At 46.0% G+C, this 25,805-nt stretch carries 27 protein-coding genes; 12 read left to right on the top strand and 15 right to left on the bottom strand.

The window, feature by feature from the left end; genetic code table 11:
- The first annotated feature begins 1 nt into the window (after position 1).
- The 4 genes from JHD44_RS09820 (at position 2) to JHD44_RS09805 (ending at position 4,411) form a co-directional block, all read left to right on the top strand.
- The gene (locus JHD44_RS09820) at positions 2-1,564 is read left to right on the top strand and encodes a cation:proton antiporter family protein (RefSeq protein WP_199462578.1); all 1,563 of its coding nucleotides are present in this window, start codon (positions 2-4) and stop codon (positions 1,562-1,564) included.
- Between the two features lie 62 nt (positions 1,565-1,626).
- Entirely contained in the window at positions 1,627-2,892 is a 1,266-nt protein-coding gene (locus tag JHD44_RS09815) for a multidrug effflux MFS transporter (RefSeq protein ID WP_199462577.1), read from the top strand.
- Positions 2,861-3,028 carry a DUF2256 domain-containing protein gene (locus JHD44_RS19230; protein WP_199462576.1) on the top strand — a complete coding sequence of 56 codons (168 nt, stop codon included), beginning with the start codon at positions 2,861-2,863 and terminating at the stop codon, positions 3,026-3,028. The genes JHD44_RS09815 and JHD44_RS19230 overlap by 32 nt, the downstream gene beginning before the upstream one ends.
- Positions 3,029-3,088: 60 nt before the next feature.
- A complete protein-coding gene (locus JHD44_RS09805; protein WP_199462575.1) occupies positions 3,089-4,411 on the top strand; it encodes an MATE family efflux transporter in 1,323 nt (440 codons plus the stop codon).
- Positions 4,412-4,461: 50 nt separating this feature from the next.
- Here the strand turns inward: JHD44_RS09805 and JHD44_RS09800 are convergent, their stop codons facing one another.
- From JHD44_RS09800 to JHD44_RS09790, 3 genes are read right to left on the bottom strand one after another with little or no spacing between them, the layout of a single operon-like run.
- On the bottom strand, positions 4,462-6,012 hold the full coding sequence (locus JHD44_RS09800) for a cryptochrome/photolyase family protein (RefSeq protein ID WP_199462574.1): 1,551 nt from the start codon (positions 6,010-6,012) through the stop codon (positions 4,462-4,464).
- Positions 6,009-7,493 carry a cryptochrome/deoxyribodipyrimidine photo-lyase family protein gene (locus JHD44_RS09795; protein ID WP_199462573.1) on the bottom strand — a complete coding sequence of 495 codons (1,485 nt, stop codon included), beginning with the start codon at positions 7,491-7,493 and terminating at the stop codon, positions 6,009-6,011. Before JHD44_RS09795 ends, JHD44_RS09800 begins: the two co-directional genes overlap by 4 nt.
- A 2-nt stretch (positions 7,494-7,495) precedes the next feature.
- Complete coding sequence (locus JHD44_RS09790; protein ID WP_199462572.1) at positions 7,496-8,815, bottom strand: DASH family cryptochrome; 1,320 nt, start codon at positions 8,813-8,815, stop codon at positions 7,496-7,498.
- A gap of 140 nt (positions 8,816-8,955) precedes the next feature.
- Here JHD44_RS09790 and JHD44_RS09785 point away from each other — a divergent pair, with 140 nt between their 5' ends.
- From JHD44_RS09785 to JHD44_RS09770, 4 genes are read left to right on the top strand one after another with little or no spacing between them, the layout of a single operon-like run.
- Positions 8,956-9,630 (top strand): MotA/TolQ/ExbB proton channel family protein, encoded by a 675-nt coding sequence (locus tag JHD44_RS09785; protein WP_233401985.1) that lies wholly within the window; start codon positions 8,956-8,958, stop codon positions 9,628-9,630.
- The gene (locus JHD44_RS09780) at positions 9,620-10,042 is read left to right on the top strand and encodes an ExbD/TolR family protein (RefSeq protein WP_199462571.1); all 423 of its coding nucleotides are present in this window, start codon (positions 9,620-9,622) and stop codon (positions 10,040-10,042) included. Before JHD44_RS09785 ends, JHD44_RS09780 begins: the two co-directional genes overlap by 11 nt.
- Positions 10,039-10,476, top strand: a complete 438-nt coding sequence (locus JHD44_RS09775; protein ID WP_199462570.1) for an ExbD/TolR family protein — start codon at positions 10,039-10,041, stop codon at positions 10,474-10,476. The genes JHD44_RS09780 and JHD44_RS09775 overlap by 4 nt, the downstream gene beginning before the upstream one ends.
- The gene (locus JHD44_RS09770) at positions 10,476-11,363 is read left to right on the top strand and encodes an energy transducer TonB (protein ID WP_199462569.1); all 888 of its coding nucleotides are present in this window, start codon (positions 10,476-10,478) and stop codon (positions 11,361-11,363) included. The genes JHD44_RS09775 and JHD44_RS09770 overlap by 1 nt, the downstream gene beginning before the upstream one ends.
- A 7-nt stretch (positions 11,364-11,370) precedes the next feature.
- Here JHD44_RS09770 and mltA read toward each other — a convergent pair whose 3' ends face one another.
- Entirely contained in the window at positions 11,371-12,483 is a 1,113-nt protein-coding gene (mltA, locus tag JHD44_RS09765; RefSeq protein ID WP_199462568.1) for a murein transglycosylase A, read from the bottom strand.
- Positions 12,484-12,557: 74 nt separating this feature from the next.
- Positions 12,558-13,148: a DNA-J related domain-containing protein gene (locus JHD44_RS09760; protein ID WP_199462567.1), complete on the bottom strand. Its 591-nt coding sequence runs from the start codon at positions 13,146-13,148 to the stop codon at positions 12,558-12,560.
- Positions 13,149-13,234: 86 nt separating this feature from the next.
- Here JHD44_RS09760 and JHD44_RS09755 point away from each other — a divergent pair, with 86 nt between their 5' ends.
- Together JHD44_RS09755 and JHD44_RS19105 are read left to right on the top strand one after the other, a co-directional pair.
- Complete coding sequence (locus JHD44_RS09755) at positions 13,235-13,915, top strand: zinc metallopeptidase (protein ID WP_199462566.1); 681 nt, start codon at positions 13,235-13,237, stop codon at positions 13,913-13,915.
- 128 nt (positions 13,916-14,043) lie between these two features.
- Positions 14,044-16,146 carry a PEP/pyruvate-binding domain-containing protein gene (locus tag JHD44_RS19105; protein WP_199462565.1) on the top strand — a complete coding sequence of 701 codons (2,103 nt, stop codon included), beginning with the start codon at positions 14,044-14,046 and terminating at the stop codon, positions 16,144-16,146.
- A 77-nt stretch (positions 16,147-16,223) separates the two neighbouring features.
- Here the strand turns inward: JHD44_RS19105 and JHD44_RS09745 are convergent, their stop codons facing one another.
- From JHD44_RS09745 to JHD44_RS09735, 3 genes are read right to left on the bottom strand one after another with little or no spacing between them, the layout of a single operon-like run.
- A complete protein-coding gene (locus JHD44_RS09745; protein WP_199462564.1) occupies positions 16,224-16,385 on the bottom strand; it encodes a hypothetical protein in 162 nt (53 codons plus the stop codon).
- The gene (locus JHD44_RS09740; RefSeq protein ID WP_199462563.1) at positions 16,382-16,834 is read right to left on the bottom strand and encodes a GNAT family N-acetyltransferase; all 453 of its coding nucleotides are present in this window, start codon (positions 16,832-16,834) and stop codon (positions 16,382-16,384) included. The genes JHD44_RS09745 and JHD44_RS09740 overlap by 4 nt, the downstream gene beginning before the upstream one ends.
- A gap of 35 nt (positions 16,835-16,869) precedes the next feature.
- Entirely contained in the window at positions 16,870-17,370 is a 501-nt protein-coding gene (locus tag JHD44_RS09735) for a GNAT family N-acetyltransferase (protein WP_233401983.1), read from the bottom strand.
- A 162-nt stretch (positions 17,371-17,532) separates the two neighbouring features.
- On the opposite strand from JHD44_RS09735, the gene JHD44_RS18920 reads away from it, so the two are divergent.
- The gene (locus JHD44_RS18920) at positions 17,533-17,619 is read left to right on the top strand and encodes a hypothetical protein (RefSeq protein WP_325097081.1); all 87 of its coding nucleotides are present in this window, start codon (positions 17,533-17,535) and stop codon (positions 17,617-17,619) included.
- A gap of 92 nt (positions 17,620-17,711) precedes the next feature.
- Here JHD44_RS18920 and betA read toward each other — a convergent pair whose 3' ends face one another.
- From betA to JHD44_RS09695, 7 genes are all read right to left on the bottom strand, one after another.
- On the bottom strand, positions 17,712-19,376 hold the full coding sequence (gene betA / locus JHD44_RS09725) for a choline dehydrogenase (protein WP_199462562.1): 1,665 nt from the start codon (positions 19,374-19,376) through the stop codon (positions 17,712-17,714).
- A gap of 15 nt (positions 19,377-19,391) precedes the next feature.
- Complete coding sequence (gene betB, locus JHD44_RS09720) at positions 19,392-20,849, bottom strand: betaine-aldehyde dehydrogenase (protein ID WP_199462561.1); 1,458 nt, start codon at positions 20,847-20,849, stop codon at positions 19,392-19,394.
- Between the two features lie 264 nt (positions 20,850-21,113).
- The gene (locus tag JHD44_RS09715) at positions 21,114-21,419 is read right to left on the bottom strand and encodes an isoamylase early set domain-containing protein (RefSeq protein ID WP_199462560.1); all 306 of its coding nucleotides are present in this window, start codon (positions 21,417-21,419) and stop codon (positions 21,114-21,116) included.
- Positions 21,420-21,772: 353 nt separating this feature from the next.
- Entirely contained in the window at positions 21,773-23,509 is a 1,737-nt protein-coding gene (locus tag JHD44_RS09710; RefSeq protein WP_199462559.1) for a GNAT family N-acyltransferase, read from the bottom strand.
- 135 nt (positions 23,510-23,644) lie between these two features.
- Complete coding sequence (locus JHD44_RS09705; RefSeq protein ID WP_199462558.1) at positions 23,645-23,827, bottom strand: hypothetical protein; 183 nt, start codon at positions 23,825-23,827, stop codon at positions 23,645-23,647.
- Between the two features lie 100 nt (positions 23,828-23,927).
- Positions 23,928-24,608, bottom strand: a complete 681-nt coding sequence (locus JHD44_RS09700) for a ChrR family anti-sigma-E factor (RefSeq protein WP_199462557.1) — start codon at positions 24,606-24,608, stop codon at positions 23,928-23,930.
- A 5-nt stretch (positions 24,609-24,613) separates the two neighbouring features.
- The gene (locus JHD44_RS09695) at positions 24,614-25,189 is read right to left on the bottom strand and encodes a sigma-70 family RNA polymerase sigma factor (RefSeq protein WP_199462556.1); all 576 of its coding nucleotides are present in this window, start codon (positions 25,187-25,189) and stop codon (positions 24,614-24,616) included.
- A gap of 159 nt (positions 25,190-25,348) precedes the next feature.
- On the opposite strand from JHD44_RS09695, the gene JHD44_RS09690 reads away from it, so the two are divergent.
- A complete protein-coding gene (locus tag JHD44_RS09690) occupies positions 25,349-25,804 on the top strand; it encodes a nuclear transport factor 2 family protein (protein WP_199462555.1) in 456 nt (151 codons plus the stop codon).
- Position 25,805 lies beyond the last annotated feature (1 nt).

Here is a 25,805-nt window from a genome sequence, read left to right as displayed (position 1 = left end):
TATGGAATTTATCTGGATACTGTTTGCGTTTATTTGTGGTTTAGCGGTTAAGTTGGTGAACTTACCGCCACTGATTGGCTTCTTGGCTGCGGGGTTTATTTTGAACTTTATGCAAGTTCAGCCCAGCAGTATTTTGGAGCATTTATCCAACTTGGGTATCACCTTGATGCTCTTTTGTATTGGTCTAAAACTGCATGTACAAGACCTGCTAAAACGGGAGGTTTGGGCATCCACCATAGGGCATATGGGAGCTTGGACGATTCTGATCATCGGTGTCGCGTCTTTGCTTGGCATCGTAGGTCTGCATGCTTTTGAAATCTTGTCTCTGCGCACCGCAGCATTAATTGGTTTTGCACTGAGCTTCTCTAGTACGGTCTGTATTGTGAAGTTGCTCGAAGAAGCCGGTGAAATGAAGACCCGCCATGGTCAACTGGCGCTCGGTATCCTGGTTATGCAAGATATCGTAGCCGTCGTATTCCTCGTATTAGCGACCGGAAAAGTGCCTTCGATCTGGGCGGTACTATTATTCGCTCTGATTCCGTTGCGTCCTGTACTAGGCAAACTTTTGAACAAGTCTGGTCACGGTGAAATGCTACCGCTAACAGGACTGTTCTTTGCGCTGGGTGGCTATGAACTGTTTTACCTAGTGGGGGTAAAAGGGGACCTTGGTGCGTTGATTATGGGTATTTTATTAGCGTCCCATACCAAAGCCTCTGAGTTAAACAAGTCACTTATGAACTTTAAGGACTTATTCTTAATTGGCTTCTTCCTCTCCATAGGATTCAGTGCTTTACCGACATGGAGCATGTTGGGACTAAGTTTGATCCTAACAGCATTGTTAGTGGTTAAGTTCGTACTGTTCTTCTATTTCTTTACCAGTTTACGCCTACGCGGGCGTACCTCCTTTCTGGGGGCGCTGGCGCTTTCAAACTACAGTGAGTTTGGTCTAATTGTCGTAGCACTGAGTGTGCAAGCGGGCTGGATCAGCAATGATTGGTTAGTGATTTTGGCGTTAGCGGTGTCGTTCTCGTTTGTAATTACTAGTGTTTTCTATCGTAAAGCGCACAGTTATTTCCGACGCTATAAAGACATTGTTCGCCGTTATGAAAATACAGTACCACTGCCTGAAGATTGCTTTGAACAACCTAAAAATATGGAAGTCTTGGTAGTCGGTTTAGGTCGAGTGGGACGAGGCGCCTTCGATTCTCTCACTAGTATGGTTGGTAATGTGGTAGCTGGTATGGATGCGGATCAGTTCCGTATCAAACAAATGCAAAACGATCAGCACAATGTCTTCTTTGGTGACGGTGAAGACGTCGACCTGTGGGAGCACTTAGACCTGTCTAATGTGAAGTTGATTCTGCTTGCACTGCCTTCTGCAGACGATAGTGTCAATGTTGTTAAGCAGCTGCGTAGTGGTGGTTTCCATGGTCAGGTAGCGGCCATTGCTCGTTATCATGATGAACGTGACTACATGTTAAAAGCGGGCATCGATAACGTTTTCAACTTCTATACTGAAGCCGGTACTGGTTTTGCCGAAGAAAGCTTGTCTTTAATTAGATAATTACTCCCACCTTACCACGGCGTTTCATGCTAGCCTTGTTTCTAAATTATAAGGATAACAACATGAAACGCCGTTTCGCTAGCCGCCTGCCTAGTCCATCTATCTCCCTTTCTGAAAAAGAGTTTATTGGTTTATTTGCCTGCATGATGTCGCTCACGGCATTGAGTATGGATGCCGTGCTGCCTGCATTTCGAGATATGGCTGAGCAATTAGCAGTCACTGATTACACTCATATTCAATGGGTGGTGTCTGCATTGATTGCAGGGATGGTGTTTGGTGAATTGCTGTTTGGTCCGTTATCGGACGCGGTAGGGCGCAAAAAAAGCATCCTCACTGGTGTGGTTCTATATTTAGTGGGCTGTTTAGTTGCCATGTCAGCGAACACGTTAGAAGAGCTGTTGTTGGGACGCTTTATTCAAGGTTTCGGAGTTGCTGGTCCAAAGATCGCCTCTCGGGCCTTGATTCGAGATTTGTACAAAGGGGCGGCCATGGCGCGCATCATGTCTTATGTGATGCTTATCTTTATTTTAGTGCCTATGCTGGCACCTGCTTTTGGTCAACTGGTGTTATTGCTCGGAGACTGGCGCTGGATCTTCGGCGCATTGATGCTCCAAGCCACCATTGCCTCCATTTGGCTGATCCTGCGCCAGCCTGAAACGCTAGCTAAAGAACAACGCCAGCCCATGGTCTTATCTCGCTTGTGGCGTGATGCTCAGTTTATCGTTAAACAACAAGAAGTGATGTGCTTAACGGGAATGGCAGGGCTCGTTTTTGCGGGGCTCATGCTTTATTTGGGGGTTTCACAATCGATCTTTCAGGATGTTTACCAAACGGGAGAGGCCTTTCCCCTGTACTTCGCCATGATGGCGGGTGGCGCAGGGTTAGCGTCTTTTACCAATGGTCGTATTGTGATGCGTTTTGGTATGCAGCGTTTGATCTGGTTTGCATTAACTTTGAAATGTAGCGCAGCGTTAGCCATGATGGGCGTTTCGCTGGTATGGCAAGGACAGCCGCCATTATGGTTATTCTTATCTTTGGGGATTCCAATCTTTTTTAGCATGGGGTTATTGTTTGGCAATATTAACGCCATGGCGATGGAGCCATTAGGGCGTATGGCAGGACTCGGAGCTTCCCTGATTTCGTCGCTGTCCAGTTTGCTGGCCGTTGTCTTGTCTGTATTGGTAGGTCGTTTCTATGATTTTTCTGTAACACCCTTGGCTGTAGGGTATGTGATCTTTACGGGCTTGGCCATCGTATTAATGTGGCGAGTTTGTCGATTACAGCAAGAGAAACCTCATGGCACACAAGAAACCACACCTTCCCAGTAAACAATGTCCAGTTTGTCAGCGACCTTTTGCTTGGCGGAAAAAGTGGGCTAAATGTTGGGATGAGGTGAAATACTGCTCGGAACGGTGCCGTGGACAGCGTGTTAACCTAGCAAAAATCACGGAAAATTCGCCTTAGTGTCATGACTCTCCCGTATACTGTGTGGTCGAAAGTTAATGCGTATATTTAAGGTATTCCATGCAGTCAACATCCTCACTTGGTAAACAACTTTTCTCGATGACTTGGCCGATGCTGTTTGGCATTTTATCGATTATGAGTTTCCAGTTGGTAGACAGTGCCTTCATTGGTCAATTGGGTGTTTTACCTTTGGCGGCTCAAGGCTTCACTGCACCGATTGCGTTAATCTTTATCGGTATACAGGTGGGGCTAGGCATTGCCACAACGTCTTTGATTTCCCGAGCACTGGGTGCATCAGAATCCCTGTACGCTAAGCAATTAGCCGGTTTGGTCGTGCTGTTGGGAGCCGTCGGTATCGGTCTGGTTGCCGTATTGGTTTGGTTTTGCCGAGCTGCAGTTCTGGCATTGCTAAGTGCGCCAGAGAGCGTGACACCGATTATTGATGACTACTGGGGATGGTGGCTCGTCAGTACTTGGATGGGCGCCATGATCTATTTCTTCTACAGTATTTGTCGCTCTAATGGTAATACCATGCTACCTGGCACCATTATGGTAGTGACCAGCTTACTGAACATCGCCTTGGACCCATTGTTTATCTTTGTGCTTGATTTGGGCATTGTGGGGGCCGCTTTAGCGACTTGCTTAGCTTTCTCATTGGGGATGTTGATTATTGTGCCAAAATGCTTTGCCAGCCATTGGCTGACGTTTGATTTTGGCAACCTGTCTGTTATCAAAACACTGGGTAGCATTGGTCATATTATGGGGCCTGCTATGGTTAGCCAATTATTGCCACCGCTATCGTCAGTGTTGGCGACTAAGTTATTAGCAGGGTTTGGTACGGCGGCGGTTGCAGCTTGGGCGGTAAGCTCTCGGTTCGAGTTTTTGGCGATTGTGACTGTATTGGCGCTGACCATGACATTGCCACCTATGGTTGGTCGCTTTTTTGGGGCAGGCCAATTCGAAGCGATTAAGCAGCTGCTACGAATCGCTGTGGGTTATGTCTTGGTCTTCCAGACCCTTGTGGCGATCTTGGTTTGGTGGTGGGCACCGAGCTTAGCTCAGTTGATGTCGAGCGACGCGGAGGTGACAGATATCGTGACTTGGCATTTGATGTGGGTACCGATCAGCTTAGGGCCTTTGGGCGTGTGTATGATGATGGTTTCTGCGGCGAATGCATTGGGTAAACCCTATCGCGCGTTGTGGATGTCGGCGCTTCGCCTGTTTGCTTTTTTCCTACCTTGCCTATGGATCGGTGGCCAGATCGGTGGTTTATGGGGGCTGTTTATCGGTGCTAGCTTGGCGAATGTCTGCGCGGGTGTGGCCGCTTGGTGGATCTATCAATCAATCTATCGAACATCTTGTCAGATTGAGCATGACGCTTAGGTCATGCTCAATCTGTCTGAGAAATGGTAATAACAGAACGAGACTGTCCGCTACAATTCGTTGATGTTATCTAGGCACCACTGTGCCCGCTCTAGTACGGCATCTTGTTGGGCTTTATCTTGTTTGTCCCAGTTGCCGTAAATCATACCAATGCGCGGGTTCTTTAATAGACGGTCACGGTGTTGTACCATAAAGCGCCAATATAAACTGTTCATTGGACAGGCTTTGTCGCCCACTTTCTCTTTCACTTGATAGTGGCAATCGCTGCAATAGTCGCTCATTTTTTGAATGTAATTACCACTGGCCGCGTAAGGTTTTGAGGCAATCCAGCCTCCATCAGCGAACTGGCTCATGCCGCGGGTATTGGGCAGTTCCACCCACTCCAAGGCATCCACGTAAATCCCCAAATACCACTCATCCACTTGTTTTGGGTGGATGCCAGCCAATAGACAGAAATTCCCCGTCACCATCAGCCGCTGAATATGATGAGCATAGGCGTATTCGAGAGATTGACCGATGGCGTGAGCCATACAGTTCATCTTGGTTTGGCCATCCCAGAAATATTGGGGTAAGTCTCGTTGGGCATCCAGTGCATTCTGCTCGTAGTAATCGGGCATGTTGATCCAGTACATGCCCCGCACGTATTCGCGCCAGCCAAGAATCTGCCGCACAAACCCTTCTACTTGAGCGATATCGATGTCTTTTCGCTGACGATAGGCCATCACGGCCGCTTTGATAACATGATTTGGGTGAATCATTTTGGCATTCAACGCGAACGATAGGCGCGAATGGTACAGACTCCAAGCATGCGGCGAACGGCCAGTCATCGCGTCTTGGAAACGGCCAAAATTAGGTAGTAAGTGATCGCAAAAATACTGCAATAAGCTCAAGCCGTCTTGGCGAGTCACAGGCCATGGTAAGGTAGAATCCGCTTCACCCAGAAACGGAATCTTATGACGTTCAATACGTTCGAGTAGGTGGCTTACATCATGCTGAAACAACAAGGGCTCAGGGATGTCTTTTAACTCATTGGCCTTTAATTTTTGCCGATTCGCGGAGTCGTAATTCCAATGGCCGCCTTCCGGTGTGTGGTCGTCGGTCATGAGGATGTTAAAGCGTTGACGCATTTTGCGATAGAAATGCTCCATACGCACACTGGTTTTAGCTTTGAAGAAGCGGGGGATCTCGTCGAAGGGCAGCATGAAGTGCTCCGTGTCGGCTAAATGCACGGGCACCTTAGCTTGGCTCGCCAGAGCTTGATACTGCATCATCACGCGGTGCTCGTCAGGTCGCTGCAATTCAATACGGCGCACACCAAGAGAATCCGCCATGCCCAGGATTAAGGATTCCAGGCTGTGTCCTTCGGTATCGTCGAGCGTTAAATATTGTACGTTGTGTCCGGCGTCTTTCAGGGCTTGAGCGAAGCGTTCCATGGCAAGAAAAAAGGCGCACAATTTTTGTTTATGATGACGCACATAAGTGGCTTCAGGATGCAGCTCAGCGATGAGGTAGGCGACCTTGTCATTGGGCTTTTTGAGCCAAGAATGGGCAGCATTTAATTGGTCTCCCAAAATGACGCGCAAGGTTTCAAATTGGCTCATGATGTCATGCCCTTACGGCGGCTGGATGGCCGTACGTGAGTGGTTAAAATACGTTGTTTCTCTTGCTGTACAAGGGCTTCTTTACGAAATCCCCAGAGCCTGTCCCGTGCGGCTTTCGCTGCACTCGGTACATCAATAATGGGCGCTGGATAATCTTCACCAACGGTACATTGATACAAAGCTTCCTCCATTTGCGTCATGGTCCAAGGGGTGTGAATGAGTGGACTTGGCACGTCAGCAAGTTCAGGTACCCAGCGTCGAATAAAGTCCCCATCAGGGTCTTGGTCTTGGGACTGCTTGATAGGGTTGTAGATACGAATGGTGTTGGCGCCTGTGATACCTGCTTGCATTTGAAATTGCGGGTAATGAATCCCCGGTTCGAAATCTAAAAATAGCCTAGCCAAATGATGTACGCCTAAGCGCCAATCAATATTTAAGTGGTGGCATAAAAAGCTGACCAGCATAGCGCGCATGCGAAAGTTAATGTAGCCAGTAAAGTGTAAAGCTCGCATGCAAGCGTCGATCATAGGTACGCCAGTTTGACCACTTTGCCAAGCTCTGAGGTCGTCGTTAACGCGCTCGTCTTGCCGGTAAGGGAAACGGTCATAGCCACGATTGATAGGGCGCCACTCCATCTCACACTCGCTTTCAAACTTTTGCATAAAATGACAGTGCCAATGCAAGCGTGAGCTCAACGCGACCAAGGTACGACGCCAACCTTTGGTGTGCCAGCGTGACAGCAAGTCTTGGTAGACTTCTCGCAGACTGATGTTGCCCCAAGCCAAGTAAGGCGATAAGCGGGTGCAGGCGTTACGACTGGTAAGAGGGCTTGATAACTGGCGGTAGTAATCTTGTCCACGACCCTCGTAGAAGCTCGTTAACGTTTGCCAAGCAAGTGAACTTCCACCGGTTTGCATGCCTCGTTGGGGTGTTTGCCATGAATCAGGTGGTATGAAAGTTGTCTTGGGAATAGCAAACCATTCGGCTTGCTCAAGGTTTGGTGTGTCACAGGGCGCACGCATAGTGCTTTGCCACGCTTTATCCCACGTGGTGCGTGAGGTCAGTGCCCGAATGACCGCGCCAGTTGGGAACTCTGTCCATTGTATTTGGTGTTGCTGGCACCAGTTTTTGACGGCTTGGTCTCGCTTAAACGTTACCCCAATACCAATCTCTTCGTAACTCAGTATCTGAGTAAAGCCCGTGTTGCGATGCAATTCATCAAATGCTTCTAGAATCGGCTTTTGGCGAATGTGTATCTGTCCTTGGTATGGTGCGAGCTGTTGCTGTAAGTCCTGCAATGATTGCCAAACAAAACGCCAATGGCGTTCATCGTAATGGGGATCATCTAGCTGTTCAGGTTCAAAAACATACAGCAATAAAACAGGCTGCCCGCTGGCACAGGCTTGTTTTAAAGGGGCGTGATCGCTCAAACGCAAATCACGCTTAAACCAGACAACAAGAGGAGAATAGTTTAATGCCATGACTAAGACGTGGGTGAGATGGGCCAGTCTGCAGCGTCGACAGAATCTAAATTCTGGTCAAAGTCATTACCCCTCCAAGTTTGAATAAAGCGTTGTTCTGGGTCGTAGGTGCGTGCCTGTTTGTCTAGATTAAAGTGACGTCCACCACGGGGATCGGCCCCCACTCCGGCAATGTATTGCCAATTGCCCCAATTGGAAGCGACATCGAAATCTAATAGTTGCGATTCAAAGTAAGCAGCGCCATAACGCCAATCGATCCCCAAATCATAAATTAAGCAGCTTGCTGCTAACTGACGACCACGATTGCTCATGTAGCCAGTTTGATTGAGTTGTCGCATGCAGGCGTTAACGATGGGGTAGGGCGTATTGCCTTGGCACCATTTCTTAAAGCGTTCTGGGTAGAAGCTGCCTTGTGCGCCTTGGCCACGAATACCTTGGCGAGCAAACAACTGTCGCCCGTAATGCAGTCCATAACCATGGAAATAGTCTCGCCATAACAGTTCAAAGAAAATCCAGTAGGTGGAGTCATTGGCACCGTGATCACGCTCATAGACATCAAGGCAGGCCTTAATTTGCTTTGGTGAGATACTGCCTTGCGCCAGCCAAGCGGAAAACTTCGTTGAGTTTTCCCAACCATCAAAGGCGTTGCGTGTCTCTTTATAAGTGCTTGGTAATGGCGTAGCGAAGTAATCGCTGAGCTGTGTTAGGGCGGCTAATTCGCCACCATTAAAGAGCGGAGCTTCTTGTTCTTGGGTGACTTTCCAAGGACTTATATTAGGCAATACAAACGGTGCAATAGCGGGCAGTCGATTGATCTCTGGCGCAGGAGGAGAGACTTCTAAACGTTCCATATGCTTTCGGAATTTGGAAAACGTATCCGGATATACGGAATTGAATCGCGCGATTTGAGAAGATGAGAACAGTTGAAGTCCGCTAAATAACTGAAACTGTACATCTGAGAAGGATTTTTTTAGCTCATTTAATGCGAACTGCTCGTACCATCCAGGGTGAATATTGCGATAAACATGAGTTATTGGGAGCTCGTTAAGCAGGACAGTCAAGGTGTTCAATGCAGAAACAGACGATACAAATAAAGTTTGGCCTAATTCCTGCAGACTTCTACTTAAGTCATTTAGCCCTTGACGCTGAAATTTTTGACGTGCTTGCGAAGGTTTTGCAATGGAATTAAATGATGAATGAGATGGCAGTGCTGTATCGCAGACAATGCAAATAAGCTGATCTACTTCTTGAGACGCATGCCATAACATAGCTTGATCAGCAGTACGTAGATCATTACCAAACCAAACAACACCAAGACTCATTATAAAATCCTCTTTATTATGAGCAATTATTTACGATACATCGTTGGTTTTGGATTACTGTAAATTGTCAGGTAAATTCTTGTAAATCTAGGTGAGAATGAATATCATTGTTAAAAATTCTTTCTTCTATGGAGCGTGCAATGAACAGCACAATGGAACAAATCTCAGACTTCTTGATAGTGGGTGGCCCAGTTGTATGGATATTGTTGGGTTTCTCTGTTATTGCCGTGACGATCTTTTTGGTGAAATTGTGGCAACTGGCTATGCTACGAGCAGAAAGCAGAAAAAATATTAATATGGCCTTGGAGGCTTGGCGTGAGCGTGATATCGATGGTGCGCTAGCAAAACTTTCAGAAAAGCGTCCGGTTGAAAGCATTGTTGCTTACAGCATGGAAGCGTTACGTCATGCTAATCGAGAAGTAGCTACGGTACGTGAAGAAGCCGAGCGCCGAGCATTGAACACCCTTCATGATCTACGCTCATTCCTGCGACCACTGGAAATCATCGGCTCATTAAGTCCATTATTGGGTCTACTCGGTACAGTACTAGGTATGATCACCGCTTTCCAGCAGATGGAAGGTGCGGGGGCACAAGTTGACCCTTCTGTATTGTCTGGTGGTATTTGGCAGGCATTACTTACCACTGCAGTGGGTATTGCGGTAGCGATTCCTGTGATTGCTATGCACGCTTGGTTAGAACGTAAGGTAGAGCGTGTAGCACATATTATGAACGATTCAGTAACGCAAGTTTTTACCTCAAAGGAGGGTGAGCGCCTTGCAGCTGTGGCTGCGCGTGAGGTGTTACATGCCGCTTAAGCTTGATCAGCCACGAAAAAAGCAACTCGTTAGCTTAACACCACTGATCGATGTCGTTTTTATTCTCCTACTGTTCTTCATGCTAACGTCATCGTTTGTGGCATGGAGAACACTAGACACACCTTTGGCTGCGCCTTCTCAGGAAATATTGCCTGAACAAGATAAGCAAGAACCGTTATTGTTTGAGCTGAAAGCCAACGACGGCAGAGTTTGGTTCGACAATCAGTTTATTTCCGTGCAAAACAGTGATCGCATTCGCGACATTGTGCAGCAAAACAAAGATCGCTTGTTTGTTCTTCAGGCTGAAGATAGCGTATCGCTACAATCATTAATGACGCTTGCTGACCAACTCAAGTTACAAGGTGCTGAAAAGTTATCGATCGCCAACGCGTTTAATGAATCTCAACCATGAATATTAATCAAAAATTTATTGCACAGCGTGATAGCCAAGCTGGGGATGATGGTGTTATTCCATTAATCAACGTCGTGTTCTTGATGTTGATCTTCTTTATGGTTGCAGGTCAGATTCAAAAATCCGACCCAATCAAAATTACACCGCCTAACTCCATTAATGAGCAGCGTGCTGCCTCTGAGCCCAATGTGTTGATCGTGCTAGGGACCAATGGAGAGCTGTACTTGAACGATGACTTAACCAAAGTCGAAGAGGTTCAAAGTCGCTTAAGTACCCTATTTGATCAAGCCTCCGATAAAGATGCGTTCTGGGTTCAGGTAAAAGCAGACGGCGATGTCAGTATTGAAGCCTTACGCCCATTATTCTCTGAAATTAAAGCCTCGGGTCTAACTAAAGTAAGTGTGGCGACACAATTAGGAAAAGGGACGGAGTAATGAAGAGAACACATTGGATTGTGGCGGGTGGGCTTGCCGTGTCTTTGCATGCTGGTGCTTTTTATGGGGCGTTTATGTACCCAAAAAATGAATCCGGCAGTTTGGCTTCGGGCGAACAAGGCATTGAATTTGATTTAGGTATGCTAGGTGACATGGGGATCAAAGAAGAAACCATCGTTGCCCAAGCCGAAGTGACACCACCGGAGCCAATTGTAGATCCTGAACCGGAACCAATTCCTGAACCGGAACCAATTCCTGAACCGGAACCAATTCCTGAACCGGAACCAATTCCTGAACCAGAGCCAATCCCTGCACCTAAGCTGATTCCAAAACCGGAACCTAAGGTTGAGGTGAAGCAAAAGAGTGAGATTGTTCAGCCTGAGCCGAAACCAGAGCCAAAGCCGAAACCAGAGCCAAAGCCAAAGCCAAAACCAGAGCCCAAGCAGGAACCTAAACCGAAGCCAAAACCAGAGCCTAAGCCTCGTCCAAAACCTGCCCCTGTCGTGGCGCAGAAGGTGAATGCAGCGCAGACGGTTGTGCAGCAAAAAGCGACAACGGGTAAAGCGAATGCGGCGCACAATGGTGGGCAAACTGGAGTGAAAGCGGATTACTACGCTAAGCTAAAGGCGAAGTTGGCGCACAACAAACGTTATCCTAGAGCTTCTCGTCGCCGAGGAGAAGAAGGCATTGTTACAGTGTACTTTGTTGCTCACGCAAACGGAAAAGCGCACCCAATTAAGATTAATAAGTCTTCAGGGTCAAAGCGTTTAGACCAAGCCGCCATTGATATGGTGAAACGCTCTCAGCCATTACCTGCATTCAGCTTGGAAATGGGAAGTGACTCCTTAGAAATCACGCTTCCTGTTGCTTTCCAGCTTAGAGACTAACATTTTGTTATTTAGCCGAGCGTGGCAGTAGTAGCCACACTCGGCCAAAATGTTTGAGTTGCCCTGCATGAAAATGAGCCTCTTCTCCAATACCTTGATACCAATCGATATGGCCTGGACCTTTAATTGCGCCACCTTTGTCTTGTGCCAGCAGTAAGCGAAACTCGTGTCCAATTAAGTTGCCTTGTTGATCAAGCTTAGGCACTTCGCCTAGCAAAATGCTGCCTAGAGGAATGACGCTTGGGTCTACCGCTACAGAGTAAAGTGGCGTCAAAGGCACGTTCGCAGCGCCAACAGGTTGGGTCAGTCCCTCACTGAAGAACAAGTAGCTTGGGTTCGTCGACATGATCTCTCGCTGGCGCTCAGGATGGGCGGCAAGCCACTCACGTATGGCTTGAGCAGACATGTCAGCGCGATCGATTTCACCTTGCTCGATCAACACTTTACCCAAGCTGCGGTATGCATGACCGTTCACACCTCCCCAAGAAAGTAAGCGGCGCTCACCGTCTTCAAATTCGACCATTCCTGAGCCCTGGACGTGTAAAAAGAAGTTGTCTACTAAACTGTTACTATAAGCAATCTCTAGCCCTTGGCCGTCCAAAGCACCTTCAAAATCAATCGCCTCACGATCAGGAAGAGGTGTTCCTTTGGTCATATTAGGCTTGCGGTAAAGAGGGTAGCGATATTCATCATCTGCCTGATGGCGTACGCTCATCACAGGGACATAGTAGCCTGTAATCTGCACATTACCTCGTTGATCCTGACCAGCGATCTGATAAGCACTCAACTGAGGCCAGTAGGTAGGGTGATTGACCCAAGTTTGAATTTCTTCTGCGGTGGCGCGCAAATCATCACGGGTAACGAGTAGATTATCCAACTGGTATGAGGTCGCAGAAATACGCTCTAGATAACGTATTTGCTGTTCAATACCCGTTATAAAAGTGGCATCTGGATAGGGTATGCCTGGTGGTAAGCGCTCACTTAAGTAGAGGGATTCACGCTTTTGTGCTTGCTCATCACGGCCATTATTTGGGAAATCATTGGAGGGATCGATCTCGCGTGTTGAACAGGCAGACAGTAGTAGGATGGGCATTAATAAGAACAGAGATTTAAGCGACATAGAAGCTCATTTTTTAAAAGGGTTAACAGCTAACAAAATAGGTTATGTTAAGACTGAAAAATGCGGTGTAAAGTTCACACAAAGGTATGCATTAAGCACTCGTAAGCCTGTCTTAAGCTGATAAAACGCTCTGGATCGCCTCCATGATCAGGGTGCGCGTCTCTTGCTAATTTACGGTACTGACGCTTAATCGCTTCTTTATCATTCATGAAGTCAGAATGTAATGCGAGAACCTTTAATGCATCTTTACGCTCATCAACACTGGCGATACCTTGATAAAAACTTTGCAGCAGCTGTTCAACATCCTCTTTGTCTGTTTTTACGTATTCATCCCAGTCACTGTAATAGGCCGCCAGCTTGGCATCTGCGCTGTCAGAAACGTTCGTATTGGAAGACGAGGATTGGTGTTTTCCGTAGACTAAACTAATTCGAGTGCCGGAGATCTCAAGAGCCAGCTGTTCCTCTTGCCAGAGACTTGTTTGCAGCTGATACAGCGCATTCATGATCAAGAAGTGTTGGCGAAAAAGCAGAAGGTTGTCGTCCTCTGCCAGCTGATTCAGCATGGCATGACGAACTTTCAAGGCTTTCAAAAGGTCAAACTCAGAAATACCCTGAGAGTGTTCTTTTAAAATGGCCAAAATATCAGGGATTAAAGGGTTTCTCATTGTTTTGCTCCTAGCTTTACTAAAGTGTAGGCGACCCTTTTTCCATTCGTCAAAGTGTGTCCTGTAACGAGAGAGATGATTATTTCATGATTGTTTATATAGTGTTACTTATCATTCTTGGTTTATTGTTCTTTGGTCCTCAGGTTTGGGTGAAACGCGTCATCAATCAATATCGTAGTCCTCGCCCAGATTTACCAGGAACAGGAGGTGAGTTAGCGCAGCATTTGTTATCCCGTTATGAATTAAATGACGTGAAAGTGGAGCTGGCCCAAGAAGGTAAGGATCACTATGATATTCAAGCAAAAGTCGTTCGTTTGAGCCCCTATGTGCTAAACGAGCGGTCACTCACCGCAGTGGCTGTGGCGGCTCATGAAGTCGGTCACGCCATTGCTCATCACCGTCAAGAAACCGTGGCACGATTGCGTACACGCTATTTGCCAGTGGCGATGATTATTCAGCGCTTTGCGGTCTTGATGCTATTTGCTTGGCCTATTCTCAGCGCCGTTTTGCGTTTGCCCTATACACCGCTACTTCATGGTCTGGTGATTGTGACATTGGGTTTGATGACTGTCTTCATACAGCTAGCGATCTTGCCTGAAGAGTGGGATGCGAGCTTTAACAAAGCGTTGCCCATGCTAAAAAAAGGGCGCTACTTACCCAGCCAAGACCTTCCCAAAATTAAACGCATATTAACCGCTTGCGCCTTAACTTATGTGGCTTCGGCATTGATGAATATTCTGCTGTTCTGGCGTTTTCCTAGAAAATAAGGTGAGCTGAAGCAAATAACGAACTAATGTAAATGTATGAAAATGAAATTAATTCTCATTTTTAATTGTGATTAAATAACTCAAAGTTTTGATTTATTTACTCTCACTTTGCATTAGGAATGACTTCAGTGAAATCTTTATTAACATGCGTTGCGGTGACATCCCTATTTGTATTTCAGCCGTCAGCGTTTGCGGCACCCTCGTCAGAAAAACTATTACCGGAGCAGCTTCCCATCGAATTAGGTGCGGGTTATATCCCTGATCGTGAAACGTTTTTAACGCTTGCACATATAGGGGCTGAGCGGGGCTCGAAAGCTTCTAAAGACGTTGAACTGATGAAGTTTGTTGTGGAGATTCGTCCTGAGCAGCCAATCTTAGTGTATTGGATGAATACCAATAATTATCAAAAACACCCTAATTTTATGAATGCAGTCGGCATTGATTTCTCATTTGGCGGTGCATCAGGTCGCTCAGGAGGGAAAGGGGGTGAGAAAGAAGGCCGCACAAAAGGATCAACTGATAAGCGTGGCGGTAAAAATACGAACGTTCGCGATAAGCAAGTCGAATCAACAGGATCGATTGAACGTGGAGAACGAGGCTCAGAGATCGCGGTTTCACGAAATGTGGGTAAGAAAATCAGCGTTATAGACCATTATGATCCGAGTAGAACATCTACCGTTTTGCGTGCTGATATGTCCTACTTGGCAGATGTTGAAGCGCCTGATGGCTCTTTAGGGGTCTATACCTTTAATTTAGATCCGAATGTCCCAATTGAATTATTGAGTAAAGTATATCAAGCCATTTTGTTATCGTTCCCAGCCGCTGACGGAAAACTTGCTTACCGTGTTTCTAAGGAGACCTTTAATAATCAGCGTTCACAGTATTTAGACGCAGGTGTGCATGTGTACAGTGATGTTGAGATGTATACGTCGTTAAACGAGGCTGTCTCGTTTGGTAAATTGGTGTTTTTATCTGAACAAGAGCAACCTAATCCGAATGATATTGTGATTGCCAAAACCTTGCCGAATACCATGCCGCGAGTGGCAGGTGTGATTACCTCGATCCGACAGACGCCTTTATCCCATGTTAATCTGCGCGCCGTACAAGATAATATTCCCAACTCATATATTGCGAATGTGTTAACGTCTGAGGCTATCTTGGCATTGGTCGGGCAATATGTTCGTTATGAAGTCACATCAGAAGGCTATAGTTTACGTGCGGCAAGTTTGGATGAGGTAACGGATTATTTCACCTCCCGTTTACCTAAAAAAGGAGTTGAACTACAGCCTGATCTTTCTCAAACAGAGATTCTTTCCCTTGACTCGTTATCGTTTCATGATGCCAAAAGTATTGGTGTGAAAGCAGCGAACCTAGCCGAACTGCGTCGTGTTGGCTTACCTGAAGGCACTATTCCGGATGGCTTTGCCGTGCCGTTTTATTTCTACGATGCCTTCATGCGTTTCAATGGTTTTTATGCTGACGTTGATGCGTTGATGGCCGATGACGAGCTAAAGAAAGACCCTAAACGGTTGCAAAAAGCGCTAAAGGCATTCCAAAAACGCATCAAAAGAGCCACATTTCCAGAAGAGCTGATGAACAAGCTTGCTGAGGTACAAGCACGTTTTCCTGCAGGGCAAAGCATGCGTACGCGTTCTAGCACGAACAATGAGGATCTTGAAGGATTTAGCGGAGCTGGGTTATATGACTCATATACGCATCATCTTCATGAAGGGCACTTGTCTAAATCCATTAAGCAAGTCTACGCTAGCTTGTGGAACTTTAGAGCTTTTGAAGCCCGAGAATTTAACGGTGTTAACCATAAACAAGTGGCCATGGGGGTATTGATACATCCTAATTTTAAAGGGGAGCTTGCTAATGGCGTGGCTGTCTCGGAAGACGTTCTATACAGTAGTCCAAATACGCTCTATATCAATGCGCAAGTGGGTGAAGATTTAGTGACTAACCCTGAAGCATTATCAACGCCTGAAGAGCTGTTAGTAGCACGTGATACGGGCAAAGGTTTCCGTTTATTAAATGCGTCATCCACCAATAAAGTGATTTTAGAAACCTCCGAAATTGCGGAATTAAGAGACGATTTGAAGCGAATAGAAGCTCACTTTAAGCCGTTGTATCAGATCAAAGATGACCAGCCATTCGCGTTGGAAGTGGAGTTTAAAATCACCGCTGATGAAGATTTGGTGATCAAACAGGTTCGACCTTGGGTTTTTTAAACTTCGTTGAATAAACCAAGTGACATCTCCCTGTCGCGCTTAGCATGACAGGGAGATCGCTCAACAGATATGGCGGTTTAGGAACGGTAATCAATAGTGATGATACCGGCATCCAGCAAAGCAGTAACATACGCCGGAATGGTTGACGTACAGAAGGCCATGTCTAATGCATTTTGAGTACGTAGACGTAGGCCTTGCCCAGTAAAGACTTGAACATGCACGATATTTATATAGTTCATTCATTGGGTAGAGTCATCGTCATGGGTTGATAGATCAGCCCTGCAATTTGGTTAATTTCGCCTGATAAGATAAAGCCAAAGGTTTGGTAAGCAGTGACTGAGGACAACGAGGCGCTGACGCTTATTGATGGGCTACGGGCGTGTTTGATGAGCTGTGTTAATAAGGCCTTGCCAATTCCTTGTTGCTGCCTATCCGGACGTACAAACAGCATGGACACGTGGTTTCCCTCCCTAAGCTCTGCAAAACCTACAATGTTGGTTTCTATTTCAGCGACGAGCATCATTGTGTCCTTGCTCATTCGCTCTCGAAAGGCTTCGGGGGCTGAGATTTTGGCAAAGGTCTCGATGCCCTCTGCGGGCAGAGAGCTCGCCACAGATTGATCAAATGCGGCGATACACACACCGCTAGCAACTTCGACATCTGATAATTGTAATGTCCTTATCTTCATTGCTTTTCCTTGCAGGGGAGTATGGAGTAAACACTCTATATTAATGGTGTAATTTCTTGTTTGTAGATTGTCATACCACGGGATAAATAATTTTTCAGTGCACTTGGATGATCTAGTGTGCATGTATGAACCCAAACTCTTTGAGTTCCAGGCCATTTCCAAGCGGATGTTATTGCTTGGCTAAGTAATGCTCCACCAAATCCTTTGCCAATATTTTCTCGTGACAAACCAAAATATTTAATTTCGGCATTTACACCGTCTGGTCGATACAGTTCATAGTAACCTGCAATGCTGCCACGATAATATGCAATCCATGTTCTTAAAGCCACGTCTTCGACACGAGCTTGCCACTGTTCATTAGTATAAGTGTCTAAATCTCCCCAATCCCATGAATCTCCAACAAGCTGGTATAAAAAGCGATTTAGCTCATATTGTGGCTGCTCACACTCAACAATATTTAATGAGTCTGGGAGCATTTTTGCATTCAGTTGGTGAGGAGAGTGCATTTCTAAATAGTAGGTGGTAAACGTTGTCATAGTTGTTACGAATCCATGTGTACCTTGACGAAATTGATATACAAAGTACTGGCAAAACGTGAAGAGAGCAATCGTTGGATTTTATACCCGGATCTTTCATTTGAAGGCATTGGTAAGCCAGAACCATAGAAACATGGCTTATCAGACTATTAGTCAAAACGGATTAACGATGAGCATCGGATTGTTTATCGATGTGATGACTATACTTTGATAATCATGCAGCTTAGATATCATTATGGGGAGTGTTGAGTCGTGATTAATTCTGCTGCTTGGGAGTCGACGTAAGATGCAAAAAAGGCCTCCGAGGAGGCCTAAAGGTGGAGTAACGCTGTGACTCAACTTTAACGCTGTTGAGTCTGGTACTCAGGATGAATCCATACTGGTGCGTTGGCCGCTGGCAGTAAAGATTTACCTAAGATCATATCGGCTGCTCGTTCTGCCACCATGATGGTTGGGGCGTTCAAGTTGCCGTTGGTGATGGTTGGGAAGATAGATGAATCCACCACGCGTAGGTTTTCTACTCCGCGTACACGACATTCGGCATCTAAAACTGCCATTGCGTCGTCGTCGGCGCCCATCTTACAGGTACAAGAAGGATGGTAGGCACTTTCTACATTGTCTTTTACCCAGCGATCGATTTCTTCATCGCTTTGGATATTCATACCTGGCTGAATCTCTTCACCTCGGTAGTCGTCTAGGGCAGACTGTTGCAAGACTTCACGGGTTAGGCGAATGGTGTCGCGCCAGTCCTGTTTGTCTTGTTCTGTGCCAATGTAGTTAAAGTGAATACGTGGCTTTGCTTCAGGATCGTTTGACTCGATCCAAACTTTGCCGCGACTCTCTGGTTTGTTAGGACCTACATGTACTTGGAAACCATGGCCGTCCACCGCAGCCTGACCGTCGTAGCGCATGGCTGCTGGTAGGAAGTGGTACTGAATGTTTGGCCATTTAAGGCCCGCGCGTGAGCGGATAAAGCCACAAGATTCAAAGTGGTTAGTGGCACCCAGACCGTCTTTGAACAAGATCCAACGCGTGCCGATTAAGCCTTTGCTAATCAAGCCTAGTTTGCTGTTCAGCGTCACAGGCTGTTTACACCAATACTGGAAGTACACTTCCAAGTGGTCTTGCAGGTTTTCACCCACACCAGGTAGGTCATGAATCACTGGTACACTAGCGTTTTCAAGTACCGCTTTTGGACCGACACCTGAGCGCTGCAAAATGGTTGGTGAGCCAATTGAACCGGCACTAAGAATGACTTCTTTGGACGCTGTTGCTTGCTGTTTCTGTCCGTTTATACGGAACTCAAGACCGGTTGCGCGCTGGCCGTCGAACAAGACTTTTTCAGTTAAAACGCCTGTCTTTAAGGTAAGGTTCGAGCGTTTCATAGCACGGCGTAGATAAGCGTTTGAGGTTGATGCACGAACGCCGTCTTTAACGGTCATGTGCATTGGGCCGAAGCCTTCTTGACGGTAACCGTTGTAGTCGTCAGTTTTTCCGTAGCCCGCTTCTTCCCCTGCATCAATAAAGGCTTGATACAATGGGTTCATGGTCATGTCATTACCGTTGTTGGTCGATAATGGGCCATCACCACCACGATAGGTGTCAGCTCCGCCAGACCAAGTCTCAGCACGTTTAAAGTAAGGCAGTACAGTCTGGTAATTCCAGCCCTCGGCTCCGTTTTCTTCCCATTCATCAAAGTCGCAGGCATGGCCACGAACATACACCATGCCATTGATAGAGGAGGAACCACCTAACACTTTGCCTCGTGGGCAGTGCATTTCACGGCCATCAAGACCGTCTTCTTTATCAGTGTGGAATTGCCAAGCGTACTTGTCTGTGTTCATTGGGTACGATAAAGCGGTTGGCATTTGAATAAAGATGCTCTTGTCAGAGCCTCCCATTTCCACGAGTAAAACCTTGTGCTCGCCACTTTCCGTTAGGCGATCTGCTAGCACACAGCCCGCAGAGCCGGCGCCAACAATGATGTAATCATATACTTCGCTCATGATGTCTCCACTACCTTAGTAAGGGCTAGGAATGTCTGTCATAGAAACCAAGACGCTCTTCACTTGCGTGTAAGCGCGCAGTGTTTCGATACCGTTTTCACGACCAATACCAGACTCTTTGTAACCACCTACTGGCATTTCTGCTGGCGATGCGCCCCAAGTGTTGATCCAACAAATACCGGCTTCAAGCTGTTTGATCACACGATGAGCACGGCTCACGTCTTTGGTGAATACGCCAGCTGCTAGACCGTATTTGGTATCGTTGGCACGACGGATCGCTTCGTCTTCATCTTTGAAGCTCAGTACTGACATCACTGGGCCGAAAATTTCGTCACGAACTTGTGGCATATCATCGGTACAATCTGTGAATACTGTTGGTTTAACGAAGGCGCCGTTTTCACAGCCATTTTCTGTGTAGCGCTCGCCGCCGCATAGTAATGTTGCGCCAGCTTCTTTCGCAGCATCGATGTAGCCTAGCACTTTTTCCATGTGGCCTTGGTTGATCAAGGAACCAACTTGCGTGTCCATGTCCATTGGGTCGCCGATGATCATGGCTTCCGTACGTGTTTTTAGTTCTGCCTTGAAAGCTTCAAGCATGTCTTCGTGTACGAACACTCGCGTGCCGTTGGTGCATACTTCACCTTGAGTGTAGAAGTTAGCTAACATGGCGCCGGAAACTGCCTGGTCTACAGGCATATCAGGGAAGATGATCAGTGGTGATTTACCACCTAGCTCCATGGTGACGTCTTTAAGTGAAGACGCAGAAGCCGACATAACTTTTTTACCCGTGCCGACTTCACCTGTGAAGGAGACTTTGTCGATTTCTGGGTGGTTAGTGATCAATTGACCTGTGCGCGCATCCCCTTGAACGATGTTAAATACGCCGTCAGGAAGCCCTGCTTCAGTGAAGATTTCCGCCAGTTTGTAAGCCGTAAGCGGCGTTTCTTCAGATGGTTTGAAAATCATTGCATTACCCGCAGCCAAGGCTGGGCCAGATTTCCAACAAGCAATTTGAATTGGGTAGTTCCAAGCGCCGATGCCAGCGCACACGCCAAGTGGTTCACGACGTGAGTAGAAGAAGCTGTCAGCATCTAGGTCTTGGAAGTCGCCTTGAATCTTGTCTGCAAGGCCTGCGTAATATTCGATTACGTCAGCGCCTGTTTGGATGTCGACAACCATCGCTTCTTGAAGCGGTTTACCAGTATCCAGCACTTCCAGTTTCGCGATTTCTTCATTGTTTTCGCGAAGTAGGTCAGCGGCGCGTTTTAGTATACGGCCACGTTCAACACCACTCATTGCAGCCCAAACTTTTTGACCTTGTTTTGCAGAGTCCACAGCCGCTTGCAGCTCTTTTTCGCCTGCAAGTTCTAGAGTCGCTAGCAGTTCACCCGTTGCTGGGTTACGTGTTTCGAAGGTCTCACCTGTTGTGGACGCAACGTAACGGCCGTGAATGTATTGCTGCTTATGTGCCATGTTTCACCTCTCAAAGTCGAAAAGTTAAATCCTAAGTTAGGATGTATTGGGTTAGCTCATTTTGCTGAAATTTGCGCATAATTTTTTATTAAATGAGCGTTTAATAAAAATCATTGTACATAAAATGAGTGGTTTTGAAATCCATAGAGTAAAAAAAAATGTGAAAATGATGGCTAGAAAAAGCGATTTTAGTAAGAGAAAGGCAATAAAAAAGCCCCTATAACAAGCGTTAGGAGCTTTTAAAAAAGAATGTCAAAACGAAGATTATAGCTGCAAAACGCAGTTCTGATCATGACTGATTGGGCTTTGAGCGAATGCATCAGCACTTTCATCATTAAGCCAAATTTTACCATCCACCAAGTAACGAAACTGATATTGCTTATCTTTTTCTAAATTAACTGTCGAAGCAAATACACCTGTCTTTTGCTTGCGCATGGGAGTGGCGGATTCGTTCCAGTCATTGAAGTCTCCCACAAGGAAAACCTTCTTAGCGCCCTCGACTTTATCAATGGGTAAGGCAAATTTCACTTTGCATTCGGGTTTGGTTTTTAGATAGGTCTTTTCAATCATTTTCAGCTCCTTGAGTCCGTAACAGGATTCTCATGACTTATGCACATCCATCGCTATGCAAGCAAGTCTTACGCCAATGGGGAAAAGTTGCTGCTTTATCCCCTGCTTTAGTGCAATTTGTGCCTGTAGTACCGATGCTATATCACTTTAGCGCCAAAAATGAGGGCGTATTGTTCAAACAATGCACAATTATTTGGCTTGATCGACTAGAATAAAAGGTGTTCTTCAACAATCGAGGAGGCTTCTATGGAATTCACTCATATTGTTTTAGTTATTCTAGCCATCGCTTTTGTTTTAAAGCTTGGATACCTTTGGTACTTAAAACATCACTCAGGTGCTTCACATCGGTCTCATCATAAGGACTCGTGAGCAATGTCGTTACTGGATAAATAGCGCTTCCTTTTGCTGTCTTTGACGCGGTCTAAATCCACGAGGACTAATCCGTCGACACAGTAACCAAAGCTTGCGTCGACCCCAAAATCCAGAAAACGAACGCCTTGGTCTTCGCACAATTCACTATATTGTTTAAACAGGGTAGGAACGGCTGCACCGATATTGCCTAGTTGCTCTTTTAGACTGCGAAAGTCTTCTTCATAGTTTTCACCACTAAAGTAGCTTTCCAGCAGCGTTCTGTGTTCTTCTTGGATGTTGTAGCGGGTATATGAACTTGCTAAATGCTCAGGGTCTGCAAAATAACTGCGGTAGAAATGGACAATCATGTCTTTGGCGAGAGGTGGGAAATGTCCACTAAGACTGACGGGGCCAAACATATAGCGCACTTCAGGATGTTTAATTAAATAAGCACCAATGCCATACCATAGGTAGTCGAGGCTACGCTTTCCCCAATATTTAGGCTGAATGAAGCTGCGTCCAAGTTCAATGCCGCGTGCAAAATAGGGCTCCATATCACAGCTATAGCTGAATAATGTGCTGCTATAGATACTTTTATCCTGGCCAGCTTTTAAATAGCGGTAGACTTCTCCGATACGGTACGCACCAACAATTTCAAGCTCCTCTTCATCCCACAATACAAGGTGTCGGTAATATTGGTCATATTTGTCTATATCTTTTTGCTCACCTGTACCTTCGCCTACTTTTCGGAAAGCGATTTCTCGCAGGCGACCAATTTCTTGCATTAAGCTGGATTCATGCTCGTAATCGACTAGGTAAATTTGTTTGTTATCTTTCGTGGAACCTAAATGTTCAGCACGTTTTAGCTCAAGTTTTAACTGTTGGCGGTTTTGCGGATGAGAAATGGTTTTTTCTGTTTTAAGCAGAGGCTTGCGACCTTTGGCAATACGGTACAAGTGTCGCTTTACCAGTTTGTTCTTTTCCTTGTTGCTTAATGGTAACTTAGCCAGCTCTTGAATCGGGATAGGTTCGCCTACTTGAATGGGAATACGACGATTGCGTTGACGGAACATCTCATTGGCGAGCTGCATAGTTGACAGCGGACGGTATACCCAAGAGCTGGTGTAAAACATCATCGAATTACGACCACCAATGTGAACAGGTAAAATCTGACTGTTAGTTTTCTCTGCAATTTTTAAGTAACTGGAGTTCCACTTTAGGTCTTTCACGCCGCTGGGCGACAGGCGTGATACTTCCCCTGCTGGAAAGATAATCACGCACTCTTCTCGGTGTAGACAATCCATAATGGCTTTAAGCTGCTTGCGCCCTGTTTTGCCACCGATGTTGTCCACTGGGAGCACTAAGCCTTGTAGAGCATCAAAACCAAGTAGCAGGTCATTGGCAACGATTTTGACATCTGGGCGAATTTCACCAATGAGACGCAAAATAGCCAGTCCATCCAGAGCACCTAAAGGGTGGTTAGCGACAATCAGAGTGCGGCCTATGGCTGGGATGTTACGACGGTCAACTTGACTCGCACGATAGCCAAAATTGAAGTGATCTAAAACGCGATCAATGAACTCAAACCCAACACAATGGCCATTTTGTTCAAGAAATTGGTTTACTTCGCTTTCGTGAAACAGGCGTTTGAGCAAACTAAGAGTAGGCTTAGTAATAAGAGGGCTTTTCTCTAAAAAGCCGGGGGCTTTACTGGATAGAATTTGTTCAACTTGTAACACGATCTAGCTCCACTAACCATCAACGATCTCTTAAACAGGCTAGGGAGAGACGATGACAGCTCGGTGACGCTTTTATGTCGTATTAATGACAGGTAGAAAGTAAAAAGCCGATCAGAGATCGGCTTTTTGTACTATTTAAGCTCTAGGCTTACTGTTTCCCAAGGTAATGTGTCGTGACCCTTTTAAGTTTGTCTGGCCACTCACGCCTTGTTCAATTTGTTCTATGTGCCCACCACGAGCCAGAAATTCTTCCATTTGCTTAGCAATGCTTGCTGAAGTTTCAATTGGAGTGTCGGCAGCTTTCTTTTTTGAGGCCATGGTGTATCCCTTTTATAATAGATTGAACTCTAATCATATCAAATTTACACCTTATTGGCTTTAGTTTATTTTTTCACCGATTATGGCTATTACAGTTATGTCAAGTCGCTGCACTGTTAGGGTGGAAATAGCGCATGATTGGATTCAATAATCGAGTAAACCACCCTGTGAATTCAATAGGGGAATCAAGAATGATCAAACAGATACATTCGGCATCCTTGGTGACGCGGGGCTGATGCTTGTGGTTATGGTCACGACAAATGAAGTCACCTTCACGATATAAGCCTTCATCGTCAGAAAATGCCCCTTTTAAGACAACGGTAATCTCATTACCCGTGTGGGTGTGGTTTGGGAGCCTTGCACCAGGCTTAACACGAGAAAGAGCAATTTGTGCACCCCCTGACTCATTGCTCAACGTAGCAAGCTTGAAAGATGGCGTCAGAGGCATCCAATTAAGGTCATTAAAACCTTGTGGTATCCAGCGTCGTAAAGAACGTGGGATATGTTGAAACGCCGTATTATCATCAACAGCTGCCTGAGTCTCTTCATGATTTACTAGAGACGCCATGACCTTACTTTTTAAAGAAGCCATATGATCAGGTCGTACTTCTGCAGAGTGCTCAGAAAATAACTCGGCACCGATGTTATTTAAGCGCCTAACTTGGTCACGGCAATGCGGACATTGGTCTAAATGGACCGATACGCCGAGCGAATGAGCCAGTGGCAATGAGCCAGCAGCGTATTCTGTCAAAATGTCTATAGTAGGGTGGCAGCTAAGCATGACGACTACCTCTTAATAATTACTGATAACTTGTTTAACGCTAGGCGCACACGTGACTTCACGGTACCTAGAGGTAAACCTAATTCTTCTGAAGCTTCTGAATGACTTTTACCTTCTAAATACACTTTAGAAAGGACTTGCTGCTGTTCACTAGGCAATTGTGTTAACCCTTCTCTTATACGTACTTGGTCGCGTTGTTGCTGCGCTTCCCGAAAGGGATCAGCATTTTCATCCGCCATTTCACTCCAGAAGTCTTCTGGATCGATATCGCTTTGATATCGACCATTTTTACGCATGTAGTCAATGCGTGCATTTCGAGCGATCGTAAAAACCCATGTATTTAGTGACGCCGTTGATGGGTTGTACAAATGTGCTTTATTCCATATCCGAATCATCACTTCTTGCGCAATGTCGTCAGCCATCAAGTTAGCTCCAGGCTGTGATGACAGGCAGAAAGCACGAATGCGCGGGGCATAATGATCAAAAAGCCTCTCAAGCGCTCGTGTGTCACGGGCCTGTGCAACTTGACTCATATCTACCAGTAAAGTGTTATCGGTTTTCGTTTCAGAAACTGTGTTCATCCTAGGCTCCAAACGTGCACGTTAGTCAGTCTGGGTGTGGTGAAAGTATTTTCACAAGTGATTATACGAGCAATACCGTTTTGTGGATCAGTGATCTGAAGTTTTTTTTAAAACGTATTATCAGTAAGTTACTGGAATCGATCTAAAGGTAGTTTCACCATGCAGGCACGCAACTTACATTCTGACTCAGCAAATGAATTAATAGAACGGTTTAAGGATTTCTACAAAGATGTCAAAAGACCTAAATTAGATGCCATTGGTGACGTCTATGCTAGCACGGTTAAATTTCGAGATCCTGTACACCAAGTTCAAGGTCTCGCTGAGCTGCATGCTTACTTGTCTGACGCCTGTGAGAATGTTGAAAGTGGTCGCTTCGAGTTTCTAGATCAGTTAGTCGGTAAAGATACAGCTTACATTAAATGGAATATGTACTTCAGTCATCCTAAACTGGGTAAAGAGACACATGTTGTTAGAGGCATGTCACAAATACAGTTTACGGATCGAATTTTTTACCACGAAGATGTTTATGACATGGGGCAAATGATCTATGAGCATGTGCCTGTAGTGGGATGGGCGGTTAAAAAGCTACGCAAACGTATGGCCACGGAGAGGTGAA

This window comes from Marinomonas ostreistagni (assembly GCF_016461785.1).
GTDB classification, from domain to species: Bacteria; Pseudomonadota; Gammaproteobacteria; order Pseudomonadales; family Marinomonadaceae; genus Marinomonas; species Marinomonas ostreistagni_A.
This window is presented reverse-complemented; position numbering and strand designations above follow the sequence as displayed.